Here is a 20,968-nt window from a genome sequence, read left to right on the forward strand (position 1 = left end):
GGACTACTTTTTCTTCCAGCCGGGACCGTAGACTTCTGTAATGTATTCTTCGGAAGGCTCGTAGCCCAGCGTACTGATCTTGTTGTCCCGTTCTGCCCGATGCATCAGATCTTCTTCAGGCTCGGTGTTTCTGCAGACTCTGGGTGGAGTGGCGTTGGGGAAGTTCCATTCAGTCAGCCATTTGATGACTTGCTGGTTAAGGCTCTCACACACCAGGTCTGCATCACTCTTGATAACCGAGCGAGCCACTCCCTGATGGACTTCAGCCTGGCTGCGACCGCTGCCGTCATCAGTGGTCATCGTCTGGCTGAGAATCACCTTGCTGATGGCTTTGTCCATACGCTGACAGAGCACGTCATAGTCTGCGGTCCCGGATCGAGCCGCCTCGATCAGCTCGATGACAATATTGTCCGGTACTACTATGCCACTGTCGGTTTGTATGGCATCTAATGCCGCCAATGCTTTGTCTCGTTCGATGGGATCTTGTGCCTGTCCGGGTGGCAGCTTGGCCGCTGCAGTGGGCATGCCGAACTTCTCCAGAAAGATCAGCCAGAACTTGATACCGTTGCGCTTGAAGAAGGTGGGCCAGTAAAGCGCATGAGCCAGTCCGAGGCCGTAAGGGTTATCGCTGTGGTCAGCACCGGCTGAAAAGACCCAGAACTTATTCTCTGGCATCAGCTTGCCGTTGGGGTTCTGGACGTTGATCAGTCTCAGGCGGTTTTGCACATCGAACTTGAAACGGGACCTGTCCCTGATCTTGACCGTGTCCAAGGTGACCTGATGACCATCTGTTTGCCAGAGACATTCTGCTACGGAGAGGCCATAGAAAACGCCGTACAGCATCTTGTCGGTAATATCATCGAACACCAGCTGAGTGAGTTGCTCTTTGATAAACTCTGCGGCTGCAACATCTTCAGGACTTGACCTGGTCATCACGCAGGATCTCTTCGTAGAGCTTTAGGTCACGGCCTCGTTGTTGTAAGACAGTGTCAGGGTTTGACAGTAACAGTGACGTATAAGCCTTGGCCATGCGTATGCCATGGTCGGCCTTTGCGATTTCTCCGAGACTAGCTTTCCCTGCCATGATAATATCCTTTTTGGTACGGTTGTTAGTGATATTATACTGCATTTGCTGTATATCCCTATGTTACACGTTCATACAAAATTGAGAGTTCATAAGGAAATCTAATTGACGGAAAAATGGAGTACAGAAGAGCTTAAGGCTTCCGTTGTTGCATATTTGGATATGCATCATAAGGATCTAAACAATGAGCTATTTGTTAAAAAAACATATTACACTGAGCTTTCCGAAAAGTTTGGTAGAACTGAAAAATCATATGAATATAGAATGCAAAATATTTCATATGTATTCTTTCTCATGGGTAGGCAATGGGTTTCAGGATTAAAACCAGCAAAAAATGTCGGTTCAAATAATGCTGAAATTATTGAGCGTCTAATCTGTGAAGTTGAAGGTAAAAGTTATATTGGTGTTGCAGGTTTTGAAACTCAAGTAAGTACCTTCAAAAACAAGGAAATCCTTGATATACCTGTTGGTATTGCAAAACCAACAATATCTAGCGGTAAGGTTACTCAATATACTAGTGATCCAAAAGTAAAAGCATGGGTTCTTAAAGAGTCGCAAGGTAACTGCGAAAATTGCGATTCTCTTGCACCCTTTACAACCGCTGCAGGTGAACCATTTCTCGAAGTTCATCACCTCAAACGCCTTGCTGATGGTGGTTCAGACCGAATTAGTAATGCTATAGCATTATGCCCAAACTGCCATAGAGAATTTCACTATGGACAGAGTAAGTTAGAAAAGATTAATGCTATCTATGCCAAGGTTCCGAGGCTAATCCGAGAGTGAACGTGTCACAAATGCTTCCAGTTCGTTCTCTCCGCTCCTCCCCCCAACGCCGCCTTTGGCGGCGCAGCTGAACTAGACATTATTTCCAGCTGTTGAGGATGTCCCTGAGTAGGCAGGCTTTGTGCCAGCCTCTGCTATGCTGTTCTTCTTTGACATTTAATCAAGGAGTAAACCATGAGTGCGAAACCTAAACCCAAACCTCAGTCGACAGAGATTAATCATATCCGTAACACCCTGACTGACGTAGTTGACGGCCTTGGTCAAACCCGTGGTGAGATGCACCAGAGATTTGACCAGCAGAGCAAAGAAACCAGCGAACGGTTTGACCAGCAAGATAAGCGCCTTGACCAGCAGAGCAAAGAAATCAGCGAACGGTTTGACCAGCAAGATAAGCGCCTTGACCAGCAGAGCAAAGAAATCAGCGAACGGTTTGACCAGCAAGATAGGCGCCTTGACCAGCAAGATAAGCGCCTTGACCAGCAGAGCAAAGAAATCAGCGAACGGTTTGACCAGCAAGATAAGCGCCTTGACCAGCAAGATAAGCGCCTTGACCAGCAAAGCAAAGAAATCAGCGAACGATTTGACCAGCAGGATAAGCGCCTTGACCAGCAAGGTAAGCGCCTTGACCAGCAAGGTTCTGATATTGCCGCTATCAAAGAAATGCTCCAAGCCTTACTCTCCCGCCAATAACCACGCCACCTAACAACACGCTCAACAGGGACGCACATACTGTGCGCCCATCAGCGTCGGGTTATGTTCCTCCGAGGTAAAAATGGAATTTAAAGAATTATCAGAACTGTTATTCGGATTAGTTACAGCTATTGGAACAGTCGCAGTCACACCCTTTAACCCCGGACAAACAAGAAAAGTTCGTGCTGAATTATTAGCGTTCTCTGAAGACATCCAGCAGGTACCATCCCTGTCGTGTTTCGCCCCAGGTGGTGCAGACACTGGGATCGTTCACCTGTTCTGGTTTATCCTCACCACCAAATGTAAGCAATTTCCGTAATTCTGCTGCTTCAGGCTATTGACTCTGCTTCAGTGAAGGTAAAGAATGTGTCCTCCCGGGGCTGCCCAATCAGGTGAATTCGGGGGTTTATGCGACAATCCGGGGGACTTATCCATTCCCTGATAAGAGCATTCCTTGGAACTCTGGCAGATGAGCCTTGCCGGGCGTTATCTGCCGTGTTCCTGACCCTACCCATACAGGAATGTTGAGGCCTTGAATACAGTGTGTACTGCTTTGTACGCTGTCAAAAAAGAGAGGCCGGAGTCCCTAACCGCTCAGGCAGCATGGGCTGTATATGAGCATTAGCTCAGCGGCGTCAAGCCGATTCATTTCTAATAATTAGTACTGCCGAGGGTAAGCAAACGTGGAGCTTTTATCCGGCGCGGACATGGTAGTCCGTTCATTGGCTGATGAAGGGGTAGAGTATATCTATGGGTATCCTGGTGGAGCCCTGTTGCACGTCTACGACGCGATTTTCAGACAAAAAGCAGTCACCCATATTCTGGTGCGCCACGAACAGGCGGCTACCCATATGGCTGACGGCTACGCACGGGCTACAGGTAAGCCCGGAGTAGCACTGGTGACATCCGGGCCTGGCGCTACCAATACGATTACCGGTATTGCCACAGCCTACATGGACTCTATTCCCATGGTGGTAATTTCAGGTCAGGTGCCATCCGGCTTTATCGGGACTGATATGTTTCAGGAAGTCGATATGGTGGGTATTTCCAGACCCATCGTTAAACACAGCTTCCTGGTGAAGAAAGCTGAAGATATTCCGGAGGTTATCCGCAAGGCTTTCCATCTCGCCCAGACTGGACGACCCGGTCCTGTGGTGGTTGATATTCCCAAGGACATCACCGACCTGATCAAAAAATACGAATACAAGTATCCGGAAAAGGTCAAAATCCGTTCTTACAACCCGCCTGCCAAGGGTCATAACGGGCAGATCCGCAAAGCTGTTGAACTCCTGATGAAGGCTCGCAGACCGGTTATTTATGCCGGTGGTGGAGTGGTTCTGGGCCAGGCTTCAGAGCTGCTGACGGAAGTAGCCAGAAAGCTGAACGTACCGGTAACCAATACTTTGAACGGTCTGGGTTGTTTTCCGGGGTCTGATCGTCAGTTTGTCGGGATGCTGGGAATGCACGGCAGCTATTGTGCCAACAAGGCCATGCATGAGTCCGACCTGATTCTGGCGGTGGGTGCCCGTTTTGATGACCGGGTAACCAATAACACTGAAAAGTTCTGTCCGGACGCCAGGATTATCCATATCGATATTGATCCGGCCAGTATTTCCAAAAACGTTGTGGCTGACATCCCCATCGTGGGTCCGGTCGATGCTGTTCTGGAAAACATGCTGGTCCAGATAGATGAATATCAGGGCTCTCAGGACACTGCTGCTCTTGCCGAATGGTGGGCAAGCGTTGATTCCTGGAGAGAAAAAGGTCTGTTCACCTATGAAAAAACTGACGGCATTCTCAAGCCCCAGCAGGTTATTGAGTCTCTTTATCAAGTCACCAAAGGTGACGCCTTTGTGACCACCGACGTAGGTCAGCATCAGATGTTTGCTGCCCAGCATTATCGTTTTAACAAGCCGAATCGCTGGATCAGCTCCGGTGGTCTTGGCACCATGGGTTACGGCCTGCCGGCGGCCATGGGTATCAAGCTGTCCTTCCCTGAAGAACAGGTTGCCTGTGTGACTGGTGAAGGCAGTATCCAGATGAATATTCAGGAACTGTCAACCTGCCTGCAATACGATTTGCACCTGAAGGTGATCAATATCAATAATCAGGCGCTGGGTATGGTACGACAGTGGCAAGATATGCAGTACGACAGCCGTTACTCGCACTCCTACATGGAGTCTCTGCCTGACTTCGTTAAACTGGCGGAGTCTTATGGTCATGTAGGTATAAGAGTCACTCGTCCAGAGGAGCTGTTACCTGCGATGGAAAAAGCCTTCTCTCTGAAAGATCGTCTGGTATTCATGGATATTCAGGTAGATCCCGATGAGCATGTCTATCCCATGCAAATCAAGGAGGGTGGCATGTGTGACCTGTGGCTCAGCAAGACGGAGAGAACCTGATGAGACGGATTATCTCTGTGCTGGTCGAAAACGAACCGGGTGCTCTGTCACGTATTGTCGGGTTGTTTTCCCAGCGTAACTACAACATTGAAACCCTCACCGTTGCACCTACGGAAGATGCGACACTGTCTCGTCTGACAGTGACCACCTCCGGTAATCCACAGGTGATTGAGCAGATTACCAAGCAGCTGAACAAGCTGATTGATGTGGTCAAGCTGGTGGACCTGACCGAAGGTCATCATGTTGAACGTGAGCTGATGCTGATCAAGGTTCGTGCAAGCGGTCCGCTGAGAGCTGAAGTGAAACGCACAGCGGATATCTTCAGAGGTCAGATAGTCGATGTCACCAGCTCGGTTTATACCATTCAGCTGGCCGGAACCCAGGACAAACTGGATGGCTTTATTGCCGCCATTGGTCAGGCCCAGGTGCTGGAAGTGGTTCGCAGTGGTACTACGGGCATTGCCCGTGGCGAGAAAGTTTTGAGTTTGTAACGCTTCTTTTAACTCCTTTCTTATTGATACCTCTCCGGCTCTGACCGGGGAGGCTTTCTCTTCTAACCTGTATTCTTTTTAAAAGCAGCGGTTCTAAAGTTATCTATACTGTCCGGCGTTATAAATCACGAATTGGACGTATCGATGGTCAGATACCGAATTGGACGGCAGAATACTTTAAAGGTACTCATCGTTTTTTTTGCGCTTTCCGGGCACGGTTATTTACAGGCTGAGACAAAAACATTTAGATACGCCGTAACAGGTCTGAGCGTGCTGGCGGCACTTACGTTTATAGTATCGTGGAATGTTTCTGGTGAGGAAGATGACTTCATCCCTTTTGTTACTGGAAGGCGAGCAGCTATGGGCTACCCTGTCCAATCTATATTTCAGGGTGTGGAGAATTATCGACCTGACCGTTGGATTATTACCAGTAAACTGATCGGTGAAACGGAAGGACCAAGGTTTGTTAAGCTGTCTGATGTGGAATACTGGTGGAGTCTTTTTCATTTTAATACAGACCCGAGAGCGATGAACCTGTTCAACCATCTTGAAAAAGATTACCAGAGATGGAAGAACCTCACTCAGGCCAAATCAGGAGATTTACCTTCTGATTTTCTGCACTACTCGTCCCTGGTCGCCAGCAACTGTGAAGCCATTCATATTAATGTTAATACTGCTGACAATAACCTTAAGGCATTCCATGGAGGCGATTACCTGAATAGCCGCATGCTCTGTCAGAACTGGCTGGGCGATTTTATTAAATGGCATGCCTATTTTCCCAGTCGCTACAATAAATCAATCCCGGTGGTTCTGGTGCCTGACTGGCGTGAAGGGAAGGGAATCATCTCCGACGGATCGACGTTGAGTAAGGTGATCGGAGGCGGCAGTGTCACTTACCTGTTTAATGCTAACTATGACTTTCGCAAGTTGCGTTCACTTTATGGCAACTCTGATCAGGAGTTAATTGTGGTAACGGATCGACCCGGCTATCAACTGAAGAGGGTTAGACGGTGGCCGTCGTGGTTTTATAGCATCTTCCTGCCCGAGCCTTTCTGGTTAGAACATACACGTTGTGACCCAGTGGCTGGGGGATGTCGTTTCAAAAATTTCTCCGGGAGTGCGGAGAAAGTGACTCCTTACCTGCTGAGCCACCCCGACACAGGAAAGCAGATTCTTATATTTCATCATGGTGAGACCCTTGTCGCCTGGAATCTGGGTTCACTCTGGTCATCCGAAAATAAGGTGGTTTCCATACGAGCAAAAAACAACCGATTTAAGCTGAACCTGACCGAAGCGTTTGACCTCGACACAACAAACTAAATAGCCGTCTACAACAGCCGCTACTAAAAATCTGACATAATCTGTAATTATGTAGACTTATCTACGCCGTCCACATGGATGCACGACGAATCGTGTCTAACTCCACTCTTGCGTAGGGTTTAGGGTCTGGGCGACCCCGTCGAGCTGTAACGTGTCTCGACCATAATTATCAAGGTTAAAACTCGCACTGTAATCCCTATCATGCAGAGTTTTACATTTTGGACACCGCCACTCACGATCAGACAAAGTAAGATTGTCATTTACGTAGTCGCAAGTATGAACCGCACATTTCTTCGAGCTGGGAAAGAACCGATCTGCAATCACAACCTGGCATCCTCTCAGCTCTGCCTTGTATTCAACCAGTTCTCTCAGCTTACCGAAACCTGCGTCACTGATTGCTCTTGCCAGTTTGCGGTTTTTTACCATGCCTTTGACATTCAGATTTTCGAGGGTGATTATTTTGAATCTTGACGTCAGATAATCACTTACCTCATGTAGTACGGCTGATCGCTGGTTACTTATCCGGTAATGCAGTTTGGCAACCGCTCGCTTGGCTTTCACATAGCGGTTGCTTCCCTTTGTTTTGCGGCTTAACGCTCTCTGTTTCCTGTTAAGGCGTTTCAGAGAGCCTTTCAGTTTCTGATTAGCAGCAAAGGTTTTGCCATTCGAGCAAATAGCTAAATCTTTGATGCCAAAATCAACGCCTACAGACTCATTGCTTTGTGCTTTTGGGTCGTAATCCTGAGTGTCTACCAAAATAGAAGCGAAATACTTTTCGGCTCGCTTACTGATCGTCACCTGACAGGGTGTTCCTGTGAATCTCAGCTCTTGGCGCATCTTGATGCGGGTTTTCAGTTTCTCAATGCGAAGTGTTCTGCCATCAACATCAAACTTGGGTTTTTCTCTGAGAGAAAAACTGTCGTGTAGTCCTCGCTTCTTGAATCTTGGATAACCTGCTTTTTCTCCTTTCTTCACCCGACGAAAGAAGTGAGTAAAGGCGTCATGAAGATCGTCGATTGTGTTCCTGGTGACACGTTGGCTGACTTCGGCATACCAGGGAAACTCAAGCCTGAGTTCTTGGTATTTTTCATTGGCAGCCTTCTTTGACCATTTAACGCCTTCTTGATTGAAATGGGCTAACAGTTGATTGAACGCATGACGACGAGAACCACAAGCCCTATCAAGATAATCGGCTTGTTGTTTTGTCGGTCTGAGTTCAATCTTGTGAGCTAACAACATCTTGCAAAGTCTCAAGCATCTTTTTATGTTTCCTGCTTCGGCTGCCGTACAGTCTTGCGTTGAATACAGTGATTATTTCCAATACATCATTGGCTAGCTCTTCCTCAAACGAAGGCTGATCGCCTTTATGTACAATGACTATTTCTATTCCCTGCAATTCACATAGGGAGAAAACCAATTCAGAACCGAACCTTAGCAGCCTGTCTTTATGTGAAATCACCAGTCGTTTAATCTGGCGTTTCATTATCAACTCAAGCAGCTGATTGAGTCCTTTTTTCCGGTAGTTCATGCCAGAGCCAAGATCACGTATAACCTGAGTTCGCCAACCTTTTGCAGAACAGTAGGCTTCCAGTAACTCTTGCTGCCTGTCTAAGTCTGGCTTTTGGTCGTGACTGGAGACTCTGCAATAGCAAAGCGTAGGCGCAGCTTCGTTACTTAAGCCCATCAATTCAGACACGTCGTAGTAACGAGTTCCGCCTTTGGTCTTTCTGGCAGGAAGCAGCTCACCTGTACTTTCCCATTTACGTAGTGTTACTGGGTCTGTACCAAGTAAACGAGCTGCCTCACCTATCTTCACTAATCTCTTATCCATGCTTGAGATTATATAAGATTATTTTACATTATAATAGATTTCTGCGAACTGTTTTTAACCCTCAAGTCGGGATGGTCTGCTCATTTCCAGAGAATGTTTTTCGAGTAGCATTCCTGCCCCGTATTCTGTAAACAGAAGCTGTTCTGTAATTATCTATACTGGATGGCGTTATAAATCACGCATTGGAAATATCGATGCTTAGACATCTGGTTGGACAGCAGAAGATTTTAAAGGCATTCATCGTTTTTTTTGCGCTTTCCGGGCACAATCATCTAAAGGCCGGGATGAGGGCATACAAAGACACTATTGTGGGGCTGGCGATTCTGGCAGGGGTGACAATAGGAATATCGTACTATGTTTTCACGGAAGATGAATTCATTTTTTATGTCAGTAAAAAACAGTCAGCTTCGGGCCATCCTGCCCACCCTTTGTTTATAGGCGTGGTCAATTATCAAACTAATCGTTGGATTATTACCAGTAAGCTGATCGGTAATACAGAAGAACCACAGTTCGTTAAGCTGTCTGAAGTAGAGTACTGGCGGAGCGGCCGTAAGGCAGTGATCGAGCAGAGACTGAATAGCCTGTTCAGTCATCTTGAAAAGGATTATCAGAGATGGAAGAATCTCACTCAGGCCAAACTGGGACATGTGCCTTCTGGTTTTCTGCACTACTCGGCCCTGATCGCCAGCAACTGTGAAGCCATTAATACGGGTATCAAAACCCTCAAAGCATTTCATAAATCTGCAGATGATTATCTTGATAGCCGCGCACTCTGTCAGAACTGGCTGGATCGCTTTGTTAAGTGGCATTCCTATTTTGCCAGTTACTACAATAGGTCAATACCGGTGGTTCTGGTGCCTGACTGGCGCGAAGAAGTAGACATTAAGGATGAATCGACGCCCAGTACAGTGATTGGTGGTCATTTACACAGTAGTGTCGCTTATTTATTTAATGCCAATTATGACTTTCGCAAGTTGAGTTCACTATATGGCGACTCTGATCAGGAATTAATTGTGGCAACGGATCGATCCGGTTATCAACTGAAGAGGATCAGTCTGTGGGCCCTGCGACAGTTCGACGTCTTCCTGCCAGAACATCAGAGGCTTGTCTGGTCTGAGCATGTACCTTGTGACCCAGTGACCGGGGGCTGTCGCTTCAAAAATTTTTCCTGGAGTGCAGGGCAAGTGACTCCTTACCTGCTGAGTCACCGTGATACAGGAAGGCAGATTCTTATATTTCATCATGGGGAGACCCTTGTCGCCTGGTGTCTGGGCAAGCGATGGTTTGACAAAAATAAAGTGGTTATGAAGAAAGCAAAAAACAATCGATTTGAGCTAAACCTGATCGAAGCTTTTAACCTGGAAGTGAAAACGGACTGATCGGACTGTCCTCCACGGAAATCGCCTATAGAAGCTCCCAGAAAGCACGAATCAATGGGCTTTTGAGTTTTTTGTCCAGCACACACAGTCCCACATCGTAAGCTGCCAGCCAGGGGGTGATGTTCAGAATCTTAACCTTGTCAGACAGTGGGCTGTTATCCAGTACAATCTGGGGTACAACGCCAACTCCAAATCCCAGGCTGACCATGCTGACAATGGCTTCATTACCAGCGACTTGGGCGTATATTTTTGGCTTGATGCCCTTGGTTGAAAACCAGTGATCAACCCGCTGTCGTCCGATACCTTTTTCTGACAGGATCATGGGCGTTTTGCTCCACTCTTCAACCGTCCCGGGGGGTGGAATTTCACCCGAAGCAGGGCCTATGAAGACCAGTGGTGAAAGTCCGATGCTGTGAAACTGAATTTCTGAAGATAAACTATCCGGACGGGCAGAAATGGCTATATCTTCTTTTCCAGAGCTGATCAGGTCAATGGCTGAGTCAGGGTCGCCGGTATGAAGCTTGATTTCAATGCTCGGATAGCGTTGTCGAAAGCGCTTGAGAATGTCATAAAGAAAGCTGTAGCTGGCTGTCACGGAGCAATAAACACTGATCTCACCCTTCAACTCTTTGGATTCGGCTATCAATTCGTTGCGAATCGCTGACCACTGAATCAGGGTTTCCCGGGCATATCTCTCGAACCTAATGCCTTCTGTGGTAAGACTGACACTGCGATTGTCCCGTTCAAACAGGTATACCCCCAAATTATTTTCCAGATGCTGAATGCTTCGGCTCAGGGTAGATGGACTGACATGGCAGGCTGCGCTGGCACGGCCGAAATGGAGCGTTTCAGCGAGACTCAGGAAATGCCTCAGTGGTTTCAGATCCATAATGACCGTTTTTCACCCTCACTCATGGCTGTTTTTCACCTTTGCTCAAGCATGTTTCGTAATATGAAACGTTGTATTGCAAATATATCATTTTACGAAATGATCTGTCTGCTTTAATCTCCAAATCAACGTTTTCAGCCCGGACAAGAAAAGATAACCCGGGGCGTTTTATTCAGGAGTCCGCCATGAAAGTTTATTACGATAAAGACTGTGATCTCTCCCTTATCCGTGGTCAGAAAGTATCCATCATTGGCTATGGCTCTCAGGGTCATGCCCATGCCAATAACCTCAAGGACTCCGGGGTAGATGTCACTATTGGTCTGCGCAAGAACTCCGCTTCAGTTGCCAAAGCCGAATCTGCGGGCCTTAAGGTACTGGACGTAGCTGCTGCAGTCGCCCAGGCTGACGTAGTCATGATCCTGACTCCGGATGAATTCCAGTCTCAGCTGTATAAGCGTGAAATTGAGCCTAACCTGAAGCAGGGTGCAACCTTGGCATTTGCTCACGGTTTCGCTATTCACTACAACCAGATTGTTCCGCGCGCTGATCTGGACGTCATCATGATTGCCCCTAAAGCACCGGGTCACACTGTGCGTTCCGAGTTTGTTAAAGGCGGTGGTATCCCAGATCTGGTTGCTATCTATCAGGATGCTTCCGGAAAGGCCAAAGATCTGGCCCTGTCTTACGCCTGTGGCGTAGGTGGTGGTCGTACCGGTATCATCGAAACTACGTTCAAAGATGAAACCGAAACCGATCTGTTTGGTGAGCAGGCTGTGTTGTGTGGAGGTGCTGTAGAGCTGGTTAAGGCCGGTTTCGAGACCCTGACCGAAGCAGGTTATGCTCCTGAAATGGCTTACTTCGAATGTCTGCATGAGCTGAAGCTGATTGTCGACCTGATGTACGAAGGCGGGATCGCCAACATGAACTACTCCATCTCCAACAATGCCGAGTATGGTGAGTATGTAACCGGTCCAAGAGTCATCAACGATGAATCTCGTAAAGCCATGCGCGAAGCTCTGAAAGACATCCAGAACGGTGAGTACGCCAAGAAATTCATCACTGAAGGTGCAATGAACTATCCGTCCATGACTGCATATCGTCGTAACAACGCTGCTCACCCGATTGAAAAGACCGGTGCCAAGCTGCGTGAAATGATGCCCTGGATCACCGAGAATCAACTGGTTGATAAAGATAAGAACTGATTGTTAAAAACAATTTTTCAAAAAAGGCGCCTTGTGCGCCTTTTTCAGTTTAAAAAGCACAAATTTTTTCTGATAGATGACGCTGTTCGTAAAGTCGTCTACCTTGCGACTATGATAGCTTTCAGGAAACGAACAATGCCTGCCAGGCAAAGGAAGCCAGCCATAAATCGACTCATGATCGAATTTTGAATAACGGCTAATGGATTATGATTAATTTGGGCAGGGATACAGTTAAAGCTGTAGTCTTTTTATTTCCGGAGCGCATTTTACAATAGTTGCGATGGTTGTGAATTAAGAGACCGTAGGCAGATTTTCTGGAGCAGTACGTTGAGAAAAAAAATCGCCCATTTGAAAACCCAGCCTCACATTATGGCAATACTGGGTTTGGTCTTAGCGACACTCTGTTGGGGGGGCAACCTGGTAGCGGGCCGGATCAGTGTGGGAGATATCCCTCCCGTCGCGCTGTCATTCTGGCGATGGGTTCTGGCTCTTCTGATTCTGTTTTCGTTCACCGCAAAGCAACTGATTCAGCAGAGAAAGCTGATTTTTAAAAGTCGTTATCAATTACTGGTCCTGGGGTTCTTCAGCATTACCTGCTTTAACACATTACTCTATATCGCAGCTCAATCCACACAGGCGGTAAACCTGGGTCTGATACAAATAGCTCTGCCCATCATTACCATGATTCTCGCTATTCCTCTGTTGAATACTTTTCCTAAAAAAAGGCAGTTGTTTGGCATGGGAATGGCTATTCCAGGACTGTTGACGATTTTCACTAAGGGAGAGTGGTCATCGATGGCCAGCCTGGATTTTGGCAAAGGAGATATGATCATGTTGTTCGCGACCTGTTGCTGGGGTTCTTATACGGTTTTGCTCAAGCGTTTTGAATTGCCTTTGTCCGGGGCTCAGCTATTAACCATAATGGTCGCGATTGGGGTGGTGATCCTCTTGCCCTTTTACCTCTGGGAGCTATCGATGAAAGGTGGCTTTGCCGTGAGTCCGAAAGCACTTTTCCTGATCAGTTACTCAGTTCTGTTTGCTTCATTGGTCGCCTACATGTCATGGAATTTCGGCGTGTCTTTGCTCGGGGCAAACAATGCGGCTATGTTTAACCTCCTGATCCCGGTGTTTTCAGCCATGTTCGCTATTCCCATCCTTGGAGAAACGCTTTATCAGTACCACCTGGTAGGGGCTGGGTTGATCTTTACAGGATTATGGATAACCAATAGAAAATATTCTTCAACAGACAACCCGGGTTAGACTCCGTGTGTGAATGGATGAGGGCTTAAGCCAGTGCCAATGGTTCAAGAGGTTTAAAAGATCACAGACATGTTTTTTTGGAGCAGTAACTTGAGAGAAAAAATGGTCCATTTGATTGCTCATTCCCACATTCTGGCAATACTGGCGGTGGTGTTAGCGACTCTCTGTTGGGCGGGGGAGAACCTTGTCGCAAACCAGATGAGTGTAGAAGGCATTCCTCCCATCGCGCTGTCATTCTGGCGATGGACTCTGGCTTTTCTGATTCTGTTTTCGTTTACCGGCAAGAAACTGATTCAACAGAGAAAGGAAATCTTTCAAGGTCGCTATCAATTACTGGCCTTGGGATTCCTCGGCATTTTCTGCGCTAACACACTGCTTTACATCGCTGCTGAATCTACACAGGCAGTGACTTTGGCCCTGATAGAGATGATTCTACCTGTCATTACAATGATCCTGGCGGTTCCTCTGCTGCATGTTTTTCCTAAAAAAAGGCAGCTTCTCGGTATGGGAATGGCGATTCCCGGACTACTCACGATTTTAAGTAAAGGAGAGTGGTCAATGCTGGTCAGTCTTGATTTTGGCAGAGGAGACATGATCATGTTTCTTGCTATGTGCTGCTGGGGTCTTTATACCGTTTTGCTCAAGCGTTTTGAACTGCCTTTATCCGAGGCTCAGCTGCTAACCACACTAATCGGAATTGGGGCGATGTTTCTTTTGCCCTTTTACCTCTGGGAACCTGTGAGTGAGCGCAGCTTATCCATTAGTCTGGATGCACTTTATGTGATCATTTACGAGGTTTTGTTTGCTACTCTGGTCGCCTATCTTTCATGGAACTTCGGCGTGTCTGTGTTGGGACCAAGCACTGCGGCGATGTTTCACTTTTTGATACCCGTGTTCTCAGCTATGCTCGCTATCCCCATTCTTGGGCAGACGCTTTATCAGTTCCACCTGATAGGGGCAGGATTAATCTTTACAGGGTTGTGGATAAGCAATAGGTAATATTCTTCAACAGGCAGTCCGGGAGGGACAGACTCCCGAGCAATCTTTCCTCACCCAAAGTGAAGTAAAGGTAGCTCTGATCACTCATGACTGTTGCAAGGTGGCAACGAACTTGCGTGACTCATCAATGGAGTGCTGCATATCTCTTAGCAGGCGATCAATGTCCAGCTTAATGGCACCAAATTGGCCCTTGAGTGCCGCAATAGCCCGTGCATTGAGGTTGTGTTTCAGATACAAAACCTGATCCCGGAAGGCATTCAGAACCGGTTGCATGCGTTTTTCTGATTGTTCCACGCTGGCCAGCATTTTTTTGTACTGATGACGGGTCTCATTCAGCTGCAGTTGACTGGCACGACGAAGACCGGCGCTGGAATAGAGCTCCAGCTCTTCTTCCCACTCTTCAAAGAGTGCTTCCGAGACATCTTTAACGGCCTGGATGCGCTTACGAACCTCATCTGCAGAAGCTACGCTGTCCTCGTAATCAGTGTTAAGCTGGTCATAAAGTGCTTCCAGATCACCACCATTAAAGTTGACGACGCTGCGGAACTGTTCCAGTGCCGAGCTAAATTGCTCTTGAGCTTCTTCCTGAGCGGCCTGAGAACTCTCGATGCGGTCGACCAAAATCTCGCGCTTGTAAACGCCTACCTTTTCCATGGCGCTGTAATAAGTACTCTGGCAGCCTGTCAGAAAGACCGAAAAAATAACCAGCAGGACGGGTATTCCTGCCCGGAATGCTGAGGGCATAGTGCTAATCTTCCTGATTTTTAATGGCGTCAATGACTTTCTGGTTGCGCTTGTCTGCCAGGTGACTGTTAACAACAAACAGGGCATGAATGATTCCGGGAATCCAACCCAGCAGGGTCAGGATAATATTAAGGATCATCTGACCCGGTTTGCCACATAAAAGAACGGCTACCGGGGGTAAAAGTATTGCCAGAAAATAACGCATAACGTCTCCCTGAGTGTGTTTTAGTTGCAGCCTTTGCGGACCAGCGGGTTGCCTCCATCATAGTCTGTCATTTTATGCTGCAGTAGTAGTTTATTGCCGAGCAAGAAGATCAAGCAGTCTCAGCACTTCTTCCTGAAGATTTCTGGAGGCCAGGGCCAGATTAGAAGCAAATTCTTCTGCTGTGCCATGTTTACTGTCCATCAGGTCTGTCACCGATTTTACCGCAACCATAGGCGTCTGGTAATGGGAGGCTACCCAGGCAATGGCCGCGGCTTCCATCTCTTTGTTGACCATAGGTTCCTGACGCAGAATGGCTTCATCGGTTGGACTCATATCGAGAGAGTTGCCGGTGCAGACAATAGAGGTGGGCAAATCCAGTTTTCGGGCCAGGTCCACTGCCACTTCGCACTGAAAATTACCGTCTCCATAGGCTTCGTAATGGTCGCCCATGGGGATACGACGGTCAAAGAAACGAATGCGCTCGCCAATATAAACGTCACCAATTTTACTGCCCTTGTCGGAAAAACCACCACAGGTTCCGGCATTGATGACAAGTTCCGGTGACAAGAGGCGAAGTGCTTCATACGCCGCCAGGGTTGCTGGCTGGGTGCCGACATTTTCTACACCGTGAACAGAGTCGGAGCCGTTGGTAATCAGATTGATGCTCAGATTCTTATACTCACCCGCAAAGGTTTTGCAGGGTAGCAGGGGATTTGTGTCGTTTGTTTCGGTCAGGCCCAGTTTCTCAATGAGTGGCGCTGCTTCCTGTTTCATGGCCACAACCATTGTAATTCTTTTCATAGCGATCAATTTGGTTGGTAATGGAATTTTATAGTTTCTCGTTATAAGAAGTTAATTCCAATAGGTAAAACCTTATATTTTTATCTGCCTTCCTCCCCATGCCATTTCGGCATTAATCCTTCGCTTTAGGCATTTCACAAGCTCCCTGGGAGTCTTAATTATAGGACCATAGTTTCTAATGATGTTGCTAATCTTGCAGTCACCAATTAAATGGAGTGTGTCGTGTTAGGAGTACTGGGCGGAATGGGGCCTCTGGCTACCGTAGACTTTATGCAAAAAATCATTGCTTTGACGCAAGCCAGTAAGGATCAGGAGCACCTGCCCATGCTAGTGCATAATGTCCCCCAGATTCCTGATCGCAGTGCCTGTATTCTTGACGGTTCCGAGGATCCTTTTCCGGCTTTGTTGAGAGGGTTGAGAAGTCTTGAACGAGGCGGTGCCCAGTGTGCAGTGATACCCTGTAATACTGCGCATTTCTGGTTTGATAAGCTGCAAAAACAGGCACGAATTCCAATGATCAGTATTCTGGGTTGTGTGCAACAACACATCCGACGAAATAATCTGCGCAAAATAGGTGTTATGGCCACCAGCGCTACGGTTTCAGCCATAATGTACCAACCGCAGATAGAGGACGGTGGTCGTGAATGCCTGATACCTGATCAGGGAATGCAGACGCTGATGATGGCTGCCATCTATGATATTAAGGCAGGGCGTCTGGAGCAGGGCAGTCAGAGTATGAAAGTGGTTTTTGATGATCTGGTCAGTCAGGGCGCTGAGGCCGTTATTCTGGGCTGCACAGAAATTCCCGTAGGTCTTGCCGACGTTGTGAAAACAAATCCTGGACAGTGCATTGATGCAACAGCGCTGTTAGCCGGAGCTTGTGTTGACTGGTACAGTCAGCAGGAAGAAAAAGAAGCTGCTTGAGAAGCGGGTGTAAGTTGAACTGAAGTCTGGGAGTCGTGCCTGAATGAATCTGGAAACCAAGTGGCTGGAAGATTTTCTGGCATTGGCCGAACTGAGAAATTTTTCCCGTGCTGCTGATTTTCGAAACATCACACAGCCTGCTTTTGGTCGAAGAATTCGTTCTCTGGAGCAGGCGGTCGGTTTTGAGCTGGTAGACAGGGGAACGGTACCCATCAAGCTGACTCCGGAAGGGCGTTTGTTCAGAACAACGGCCAGGAATCTGCTTCGTCAAATGGAAGAGGGTCTGGGTCAGTTACAGGGCGTCGTCTCCGGGCAGGCCATTGATTTTGCAGCAGCTCACTCCCTGTCGGTGACTCTGTTACCGGAATTGATTGAGCAGGTGAGTAAAGATGGGCAATTACTGCAAACCAGAGTAGAAAGTATTGATGTTGATCTCGCGGTAGAGGCGCTGCAGGAAGGTAATTGTGATTTTCTCCTGGCGTTCAATGTTGAAGCTTTAATGCAGCCGCCCTTTGAATATCTGAGACTGGGGATGACGCGTCTGTTGCCTATTTGTCTGCCTGATGATCGGGGAAAACCGATGTTTCCTGATACTGGTCCTGACACTGTACCTCTACTCCGCTACAGCCCCAATGCTTTTATGGGGCGCAAGGTCAACAGTCTGTTGAGTGCATCGGACGTTCCCGTACTCTTTCAGACGGTAATGGAGTCTTCCCTGACTAACCTGCTCAAGGAAATGGCTCTTAAGGGCAAAGGGGTTGCCTGGTTACCGGATTATTCCGTACAGGATGAGCTGAAGTCTGGTCAGCTGGTCCCCTATTCTGAAAGAGCTGACTGGACGGGCTCTATAGAAATTCTGCTTTATCGAAACACGGTTCGACTGCATGACAGAGCTGAAAGGTTATGGGCTGAGTTGAGCCAGCGTTGTGAGTCAGGATGGCAGCTTATGGAAACAGTCTATTCCCGGTCAGGCTGCTAGACCTCCCCGTCAAGTGGAGGGCAGTTAAAAGCCAGCTGTTTTTTCTGCCGACCACTCATTGCTATTTAGGAATGCGGCGACAGGCTTCTCGTCGGATTTAGAATTTTCCGGGAGCTCTGGTCATTTTTTGCAGTGAGTTAAGGCGTTTTGATTTTTAGTCAAGGCTATGCATCCAGTCCGGGATCAATAGATTCGCTTCGACGATCCTTCTGAGTTTAATCAGTGCCAGGATCTGAGCTTTTTTGGTGCGAAAGTTCTGATGTAGGCAGAAGAAATGCCAGATTGTCTTGGTGGTTTAACATGATACTTTCGTGCTGACGAGCGATCGTATGACTTGCCAGGGTCATGCAGTATTCATGCCTTTCATGGTAGAGTGTGTTTTTTCACCTTTATGTCGATGAGCAGATGCTGAAATGAGCGATAAACCGGAACGACCCGAAAATGGAAAAGATGCTGTGGACGGTCTGTTTCCCGTCGATGAGCACTTTGAAGAAGTGGTCGAAGGTGGGGAGACCGTTCGTCACAAAGGCATTTATATCCTGCCTAACCTGTTTACAACAGGTAATCTGTTCTGTGGTTTTTACGCCATTATCAGTGCTCAGGCGGGTTTTTTTACCCAAGCCTGTATTTCGGTCTTTGTTGCTATGATTCTGGATGGCCTGGATGGTCGTGTTGCCCGGATGACCAACACCCAGAGTAAGTTTGGTGCGGAGTACGATAGTCTGGCAGATATGGTGACTTTTGGTGTGACGCCTGCCATGGTCGCTTACAGTTGGGCTCTGAATGATCTGGGTAAAGTGGGCTGGATGGTTGCCTTCATTTATGCAGCTTGTGCTGCTTTGCGTCTGGCCCGTTTCAATACTCAGCTGGAAGTAACAGATAGCCGCTATTTCACCGGCCTGGCCAGTCCTGCTGCAGCAGCACTGGTCATTGGTATGGTATGGGCGCTGAGTGATTTTGGTATCGACGGCAACATGATGGGTATTGCATTGCTGGGCGCTCTGATTACAGGTCTGGCGGGTGTGCTGATGGTCAGTAATTTTAAGTACAACAGTTTCAAAAAACTGGACCTGAAAGGACGGGTGCCTTTCATTTTTATGATTGTCATGGTTTTGGCTTTTGCCGTTGTCTTTACCGATCCACCCAGAGTGCTTATGTTGATTTTCCTGAGTTATGCCTGCTCCGGACCGATAATGTTCCTGATTGGAAAAACCAGAAAGCAAACGGCTTCTGAATGACTCAGGAGCTAAGCAGTTTTACTCTGGTTCCCACGCTGTGATCCACAGCACCTGAAAGTCTGGGAGCCAGAGTTTTGCTAAACCCTCTTCCATGAGGAGGACACAAATACACACTTATTTTCTTGATCTATCCTTTCTCTCTGAAAACCAGAAGACAGGGATAGGATTATTAAGCACTCACTCTATTCAGCGTTGCTGTTGCTGTTGCTGTCGTCGTCTGTCATCGGCTATGGCAAGCCGTTGGCAAGACGTTTTATTGTCGAGTTTGAACAGAATGTAGATTCTCCGGGCCAGAGCTTTTCTGTAAAGCATGATCTGCGGACATGGTCTGGAAGCCCGGCAGACATTGTCGGACAAAACGCTTACGCAGAGCCCTATTTGTCAGCTGATAACAAACGACACAAACCCGACACTTACTGGGTAAAAACAACCATCATTGAGTCGATTTCGTGGCAAAGGCTTTGTGCCACGAGTCTGCTGGTTGCTTGCGAACTGATCCTGACTGGCAAAGACACTCCTCTGAGCCTAAACCCCTATTCCTGGTTACCTGTAGAAGTGATTGTCACTTTCAGTCGGCTTTTAATAAGCTATTGGAACCCCGATTCACCGCTTTTTAAACCGATTGATCAACAAGAGTCGGCGTTTATGTTGACACAGGGGGATCACCCGTTTGCAAACATCACCATGATGTTTGGCTCTGAACATGATCAGCAACAACACCAGCCATTAGAATCGTCCGGCCAGCAAGCCCCAAGAGCCAGCCGCCACCGGACAGGCTCTTTTAACAGCCCCCGGAATACTGGTTATGGCCACGGTAGCGGAGGCTATGAACAACACCAACATACGCAGGGTTTAAATTGTTTCGTCCACCCTTGTTATGGCGTTTGTCGATTCCGACAATCTACCGATTCATCCGATAACGATGCGCAGAATTGTGAAGGAGTTTTGGCAGAGAGGACAGGAGTAACCAATGGACACAGCTTATGCACCCATTTGGCCAATATACGCTGTTATAGTTGTGACTCTGAAGAAGGGGGGGCAGATTCAAACACCATAGGTGCCGCCTATGCAATTTCTCCAGACGGGCAAGTAAGGTGCAACGCTATCCTGAGGCTGTCGCAAAAGCCCAACAACTCGTTCCCATGCTCTGAGGTCGTCATTCCCGCGAAGGCGGGAATCCAGCGCCAACGGTGAATCTCTGCCTTCTCGGGGATGACAAGGCCAGGGGGGCACCGGGCAGTATGGTTCTGGTGGTGAGTCTGTGTGGATTCCCGCCTTCGAGACTGTCGCAAAACTCTAACAACTCGTTCCCACGCTCTGAGGGTGTCGCAAAACTCCAACAGCTTGTTCCCATGCTCTGAGGTCGTCATTCCCGCGAAGGCGGGAATCCAGCGCCAACGGTGGATCTCTGCCTTCTCGGGGATGACAAGGCCAAGGGGGCATCGGGCAGTATGGTTCTGGTGGTGAGTCTGTGTGGATTCCCGCCTTCGAGACTGTCGCAAAACTCTAACAACTCGTTCCCACGCTCTGAGGGTGTCGCAAAACTCCAACAGCTTGTTCCCATGCTCAGAGGTCGTCATTCCCGCGAAGGCGGGAATCCAGCGCCAACGGTGGATCTCTGCCTTCTCGGGGATGACAAGGCCAAGGGGGCATCGGGCAGTATGGTTCTGGTGGTGAGTCTGTGTGGATTCCCGCCTTCGCGGGAATGACGAGAATGAAGTCGGGAATGACGGGAGTCAACTCGTTC

The 20,968-nt window shown here is 48.0% G+C and carries 23 protein-coding genes and 1 pseudogene; 13 read left to right on the top strand and 11 right to left on the bottom strand.

The genetic code is table 11. The features are described 5' to 3' along the window. Nucleotides 1–3: 3 nt before the first annotated feature. Nucleotides 4–933, bottom strand: coding sequence for a DUF935 domain-containing protein (locus tag P6910_RS03210; RefSeq protein WP_317144848.1), 930 nt, complete (start codon nt 931–933; stop codon nt 4–6). Continuing rightward, nucleotides 914–1,084, bottom strand: a complete 171-nt coding sequence (locus P6910_RS03215) for a hypothetical protein (RefSeq protein ID WP_317144849.1) — start codon at nt 1,082–1,084, stop codon at nt 914–916. Before P6910_RS03215 ends, P6910_RS03210 begins: the two co-directional genes overlap by 20 nt. 105 nt (nt 1,085–1,189) lie before the next feature. On the opposite strand from P6910_RS03215, the gene P6910_RS03220 reads away from it, so the two are divergent. Beyond that, nucleotides 1,190–1,867 (top strand): HNH endonuclease signature motif containing protein, encoded by a 678-nt coding sequence (locus tag P6910_RS03220; RefSeq protein ID WP_317144850.1) that lies wholly within the window; start codon nt 1,190–1,192, stop codon nt 1,865–1,867. Between the two features lie 156 nt (nt 1,868–2,023). Here the strand turns inward: P6910_RS03220 and P6910_RS03225 are convergent, their stop codons facing one another. Further along, nucleotides 2,024–2,536, bottom strand: a complete 513-nt coding sequence (locus P6910_RS03225) for a hypothetical protein (RefSeq protein ID WP_317144851.1) — start codon at nt 2,534–2,536, stop codon at nt 2,024–2,026. Nucleotides 2,537–2,639: 103 nt separating this feature from the next. Between P6910_RS03225 and P6910_RS03230 the strand changes: the two genes are divergently transcribed. The 4 genes from P6910_RS03230 (at nt 2,640) to P6910_RS03245 (ending at nt 6,770) form a co-directional block, all read left to right on the top strand. Then, nucleotides 2,640–2,876 (top strand): hypothetical protein, encoded by a 237-nt coding sequence (locus P6910_RS03230; RefSeq protein WP_317144852.1) that lies wholly within the window; start codon nt 2,640–2,642, stop codon nt 2,874–2,876. Between the two features lie 364 nt (nt 2,877–3,240). Continuing rightward, nucleotides 3,241–4,959 (top strand): acetolactate synthase 3 large subunit, encoded by a 1,719-nt coding sequence (locus P6910_RS03235; RefSeq protein WP_317144853.1) that lies wholly within the window; start codon nt 3,241–3,243, stop codon nt 4,957–4,959. After that, entirely contained in the window at nt 4,959–5,450 is a 492-nt protein-coding gene (gene ilvN / locus P6910_RS03240; RefSeq protein ID WP_317144854.1) for an acetolactate synthase small subunit, read from the top strand. Before P6910_RS03235 ends, ilvN begins: the two co-directional genes overlap by 1 nt. Nucleotides 5,451–5,594: 144 nt before the next feature. Beyond that, the gene (locus tag P6910_RS03245) at nt 5,595–6,770 is read left to right on the top strand and encodes a hypothetical protein (RefSeq protein WP_317144855.1); all 1,176 of its coding nucleotides are present in this window, start codon (nt 5,595–5,597) and stop codon (nt 6,768–6,770) included. A 96-nt stretch (nt 6,771–6,866) separates the two neighbouring features. Here P6910_RS03245 and P6910_RS03250 read toward each other — a convergent pair whose 3' ends face one another. Both P6910_RS03250 and P6910_RS03255 read right to left on the bottom strand, forming a co-directional pair. Next, nucleotides 6,867–8,009, bottom strand: coding sequence for an RNA-guided endonuclease TnpB family protein (locus P6910_RS03250; protein ID WP_317144856.1), 1,143 nt, complete (start codon nt 8,007–8,009; stop codon nt 6,867–6,869). Beyond that, on the bottom strand, nt 7,987–8,601 hold the full coding sequence (locus tag P6910_RS03255; RefSeq protein WP_317143726.1) for an IS607 family transposase: 615 nt from the start codon (nt 8,599–8,601) through the stop codon (nt 7,987–7,989). The genes P6910_RS03250 and P6910_RS03255 overlap by 23 nt, the downstream gene beginning before the upstream one ends. Nucleotides 8,602–8,795: 194 nt before the next feature. On the opposite strand from P6910_RS03255, the gene P6910_RS03260 reads away from it, so the two are divergent. Next, nucleotides 8,796–9,980, top strand: a complete 1,185-nt coding sequence (locus tag P6910_RS03260; RefSeq protein ID WP_317144857.1) for a hypothetical protein — start codon at nt 8,796–8,798, stop codon at nt 9,978–9,980. A gap of 25 nt (nt 9,981–10,005) precedes the next feature. Here the strand turns inward: P6910_RS03260 and ilvY are convergent, their stop codons facing one another. Then, the gene (gene ilvY, locus P6910_RS03265; protein ID WP_317144858.1) at nt 10,006–10,869 is read right to left on the bottom strand and encodes an HTH-type transcriptional activator IlvY; all 864 of its coding nucleotides are present in this window, start codon (nt 10,867–10,869) and stop codon (nt 10,006–10,008) included. A 185-nt stretch (nt 10,870–11,054) separates the two neighbouring features. On the opposite strand from ilvY, the gene ilvC reads away from it, so the two are divergent. The 3 genes from ilvC (at nt 11,055) to P6910_RS03280 (ending at nt 14,330) form a co-directional block, all read left to right on the top strand. Then, on the top strand, nt 11,055–12,071 hold the full coding sequence (gene ilvC / locus P6910_RS03270) for a ketol-acid reductoisomerase (RefSeq protein WP_317144859.1): 1,017 nt from the start codon (nt 11,055–11,057) through the stop codon (nt 12,069–12,071). A gap of 327 nt (nt 12,072–12,398) precedes the next feature. Next, entirely contained in the window at nt 12,399–13,331 is a 933-nt protein-coding gene (locus tag P6910_RS03275; protein ID WP_317144860.1) for a DMT family transporter, read from the top strand. A gap of 90 nt (nt 13,332–13,421) precedes the next feature. Beyond that, nucleotides 13,422–14,330, top strand: coding sequence for a DMT family transporter (locus P6910_RS03280; protein WP_317144861.1), 909 nt, complete (start codon nt 13,422–13,424; stop codon nt 14,328–14,330). 84 nt (nt 14,331–14,414) lie between these two features. On the opposite strand, the gene P6910_RS03285 is transcribed toward P6910_RS03280, so the two are convergent. From P6910_RS03285 to P6910_RS03295, 3 genes and pseudogenes are all read right to left on the bottom strand, one after another. Then, nucleotides 14,415–15,074 carry a DUF2959 family protein gene (locus P6910_RS03285; RefSeq protein ID WP_317144862.1) on the bottom strand — a complete coding sequence of 220 codons (660 nt, stop codon included), beginning with the start codon at nt 15,072–15,074 and terminating at the stop codon, nt 14,415–14,417. A gap of 70 nt (nt 15,075–15,144) precedes the next feature. Continuing rightward, nucleotides 15,145–15,279: pseudogene (locus P6910_RS03290) on the bottom strand (YqaE/Pmp3 family membrane protein); the annotation flags it as partial. A gap of 90 nt (nt 15,280–15,369) precedes the next feature. Then, on the bottom strand, nt 15,370–16,080 hold the full coding sequence (locus P6910_RS03295) for a hypothetical protein (protein ID WP_317144863.1): 711 nt from the start codon (nt 16,078–16,080) through the stop codon (nt 15,370–15,372). A gap of 222 nt (nt 16,081–16,302) precedes the next feature. Here P6910_RS03295 and P6910_RS03300 point away from each other — a divergent pair, with 222 nt between their 5' ends. The 4 genes from P6910_RS03300 to P6910_RS03315 all read left to right on the top strand — a co-directional run bounded on the left by P6910_RS03300 (nt 16,303) and on the right by P6910_RS03315 (nt 20,415). Then, nucleotides 16,303–17,004: an aspartate/glutamate racemase family protein gene (locus P6910_RS03300; protein WP_317144864.1), complete on the top strand. Its 702-nt coding sequence runs from the start codon at nt 16,303–16,305 to the stop codon at nt 17,002–17,004. 43 nt (nt 17,005–17,047) lie between these two features. Continuing rightward, entirely contained in the window at nt 17,048–17,983 is a 936-nt protein-coding gene (locus P6910_RS03305; RefSeq protein WP_317144865.1) for a LysR substrate-binding domain-containing protein, read from the top strand. 413 nt (nt 17,984–18,396) lie between these two features. Beyond that, nucleotides 18,397–19,221: a CDP-diacylglycerol--serine O-phosphatidyltransferase gene (gene pssA, locus P6910_RS03310; RefSeq protein WP_317144866.1), complete on the top strand. Its 825-nt coding sequence runs from the start codon at nt 18,397–18,399 to the stop codon at nt 19,219–19,221. A gap of 204 nt (nt 19,222–19,425) precedes the next feature. Next, nucleotides 19,426–20,415 carry a hypothetical protein gene (locus tag P6910_RS03315; RefSeq protein ID WP_317144867.1) on the top strand — a complete coding sequence of 330 codons (990 nt, stop codon included), beginning with the start codon at nt 19,426–19,428 and terminating at the stop codon, nt 20,413–20,415. Nucleotides 20,416–20,517: 102 nt separating this feature from the next. On the opposite strand, the gene P6910_RS03320 is transcribed toward P6910_RS03315, so the two are convergent. Both P6910_RS03320 and P6910_RS03325 read right to left on the bottom strand, forming a co-directional pair. Beyond that, entirely contained in the window at nt 20,518–20,664 is a 147-nt protein-coding gene (locus tag P6910_RS03320; protein ID WP_317144868.1) for a hypothetical protein, read from the bottom strand. A 123-nt stretch (nt 20,665–20,787) separates the two neighbouring features. After that, nucleotides 20,788–20,961: a hypothetical protein gene (locus P6910_RS03325; protein ID WP_317144869.1), complete on the bottom strand. Its 174-nt coding sequence runs from the start codon at nt 20,959–20,961 to the stop codon at nt 20,788–20,790. Between the last annotated feature and the right edge of the window lie 7 nt (nt 20,962–20,968).

The sequence above is a fragment of the Endozoicomonas sp. 8E genome, from assembly GCF_032883915.1.
In the GTDB taxonomy this organism is placed as follows: domain Bacteria; phylum Pseudomonadota; class Gammaproteobacteria; order Pseudomonadales; family Endozoicomonadaceae; genus Endozoicomonas_A.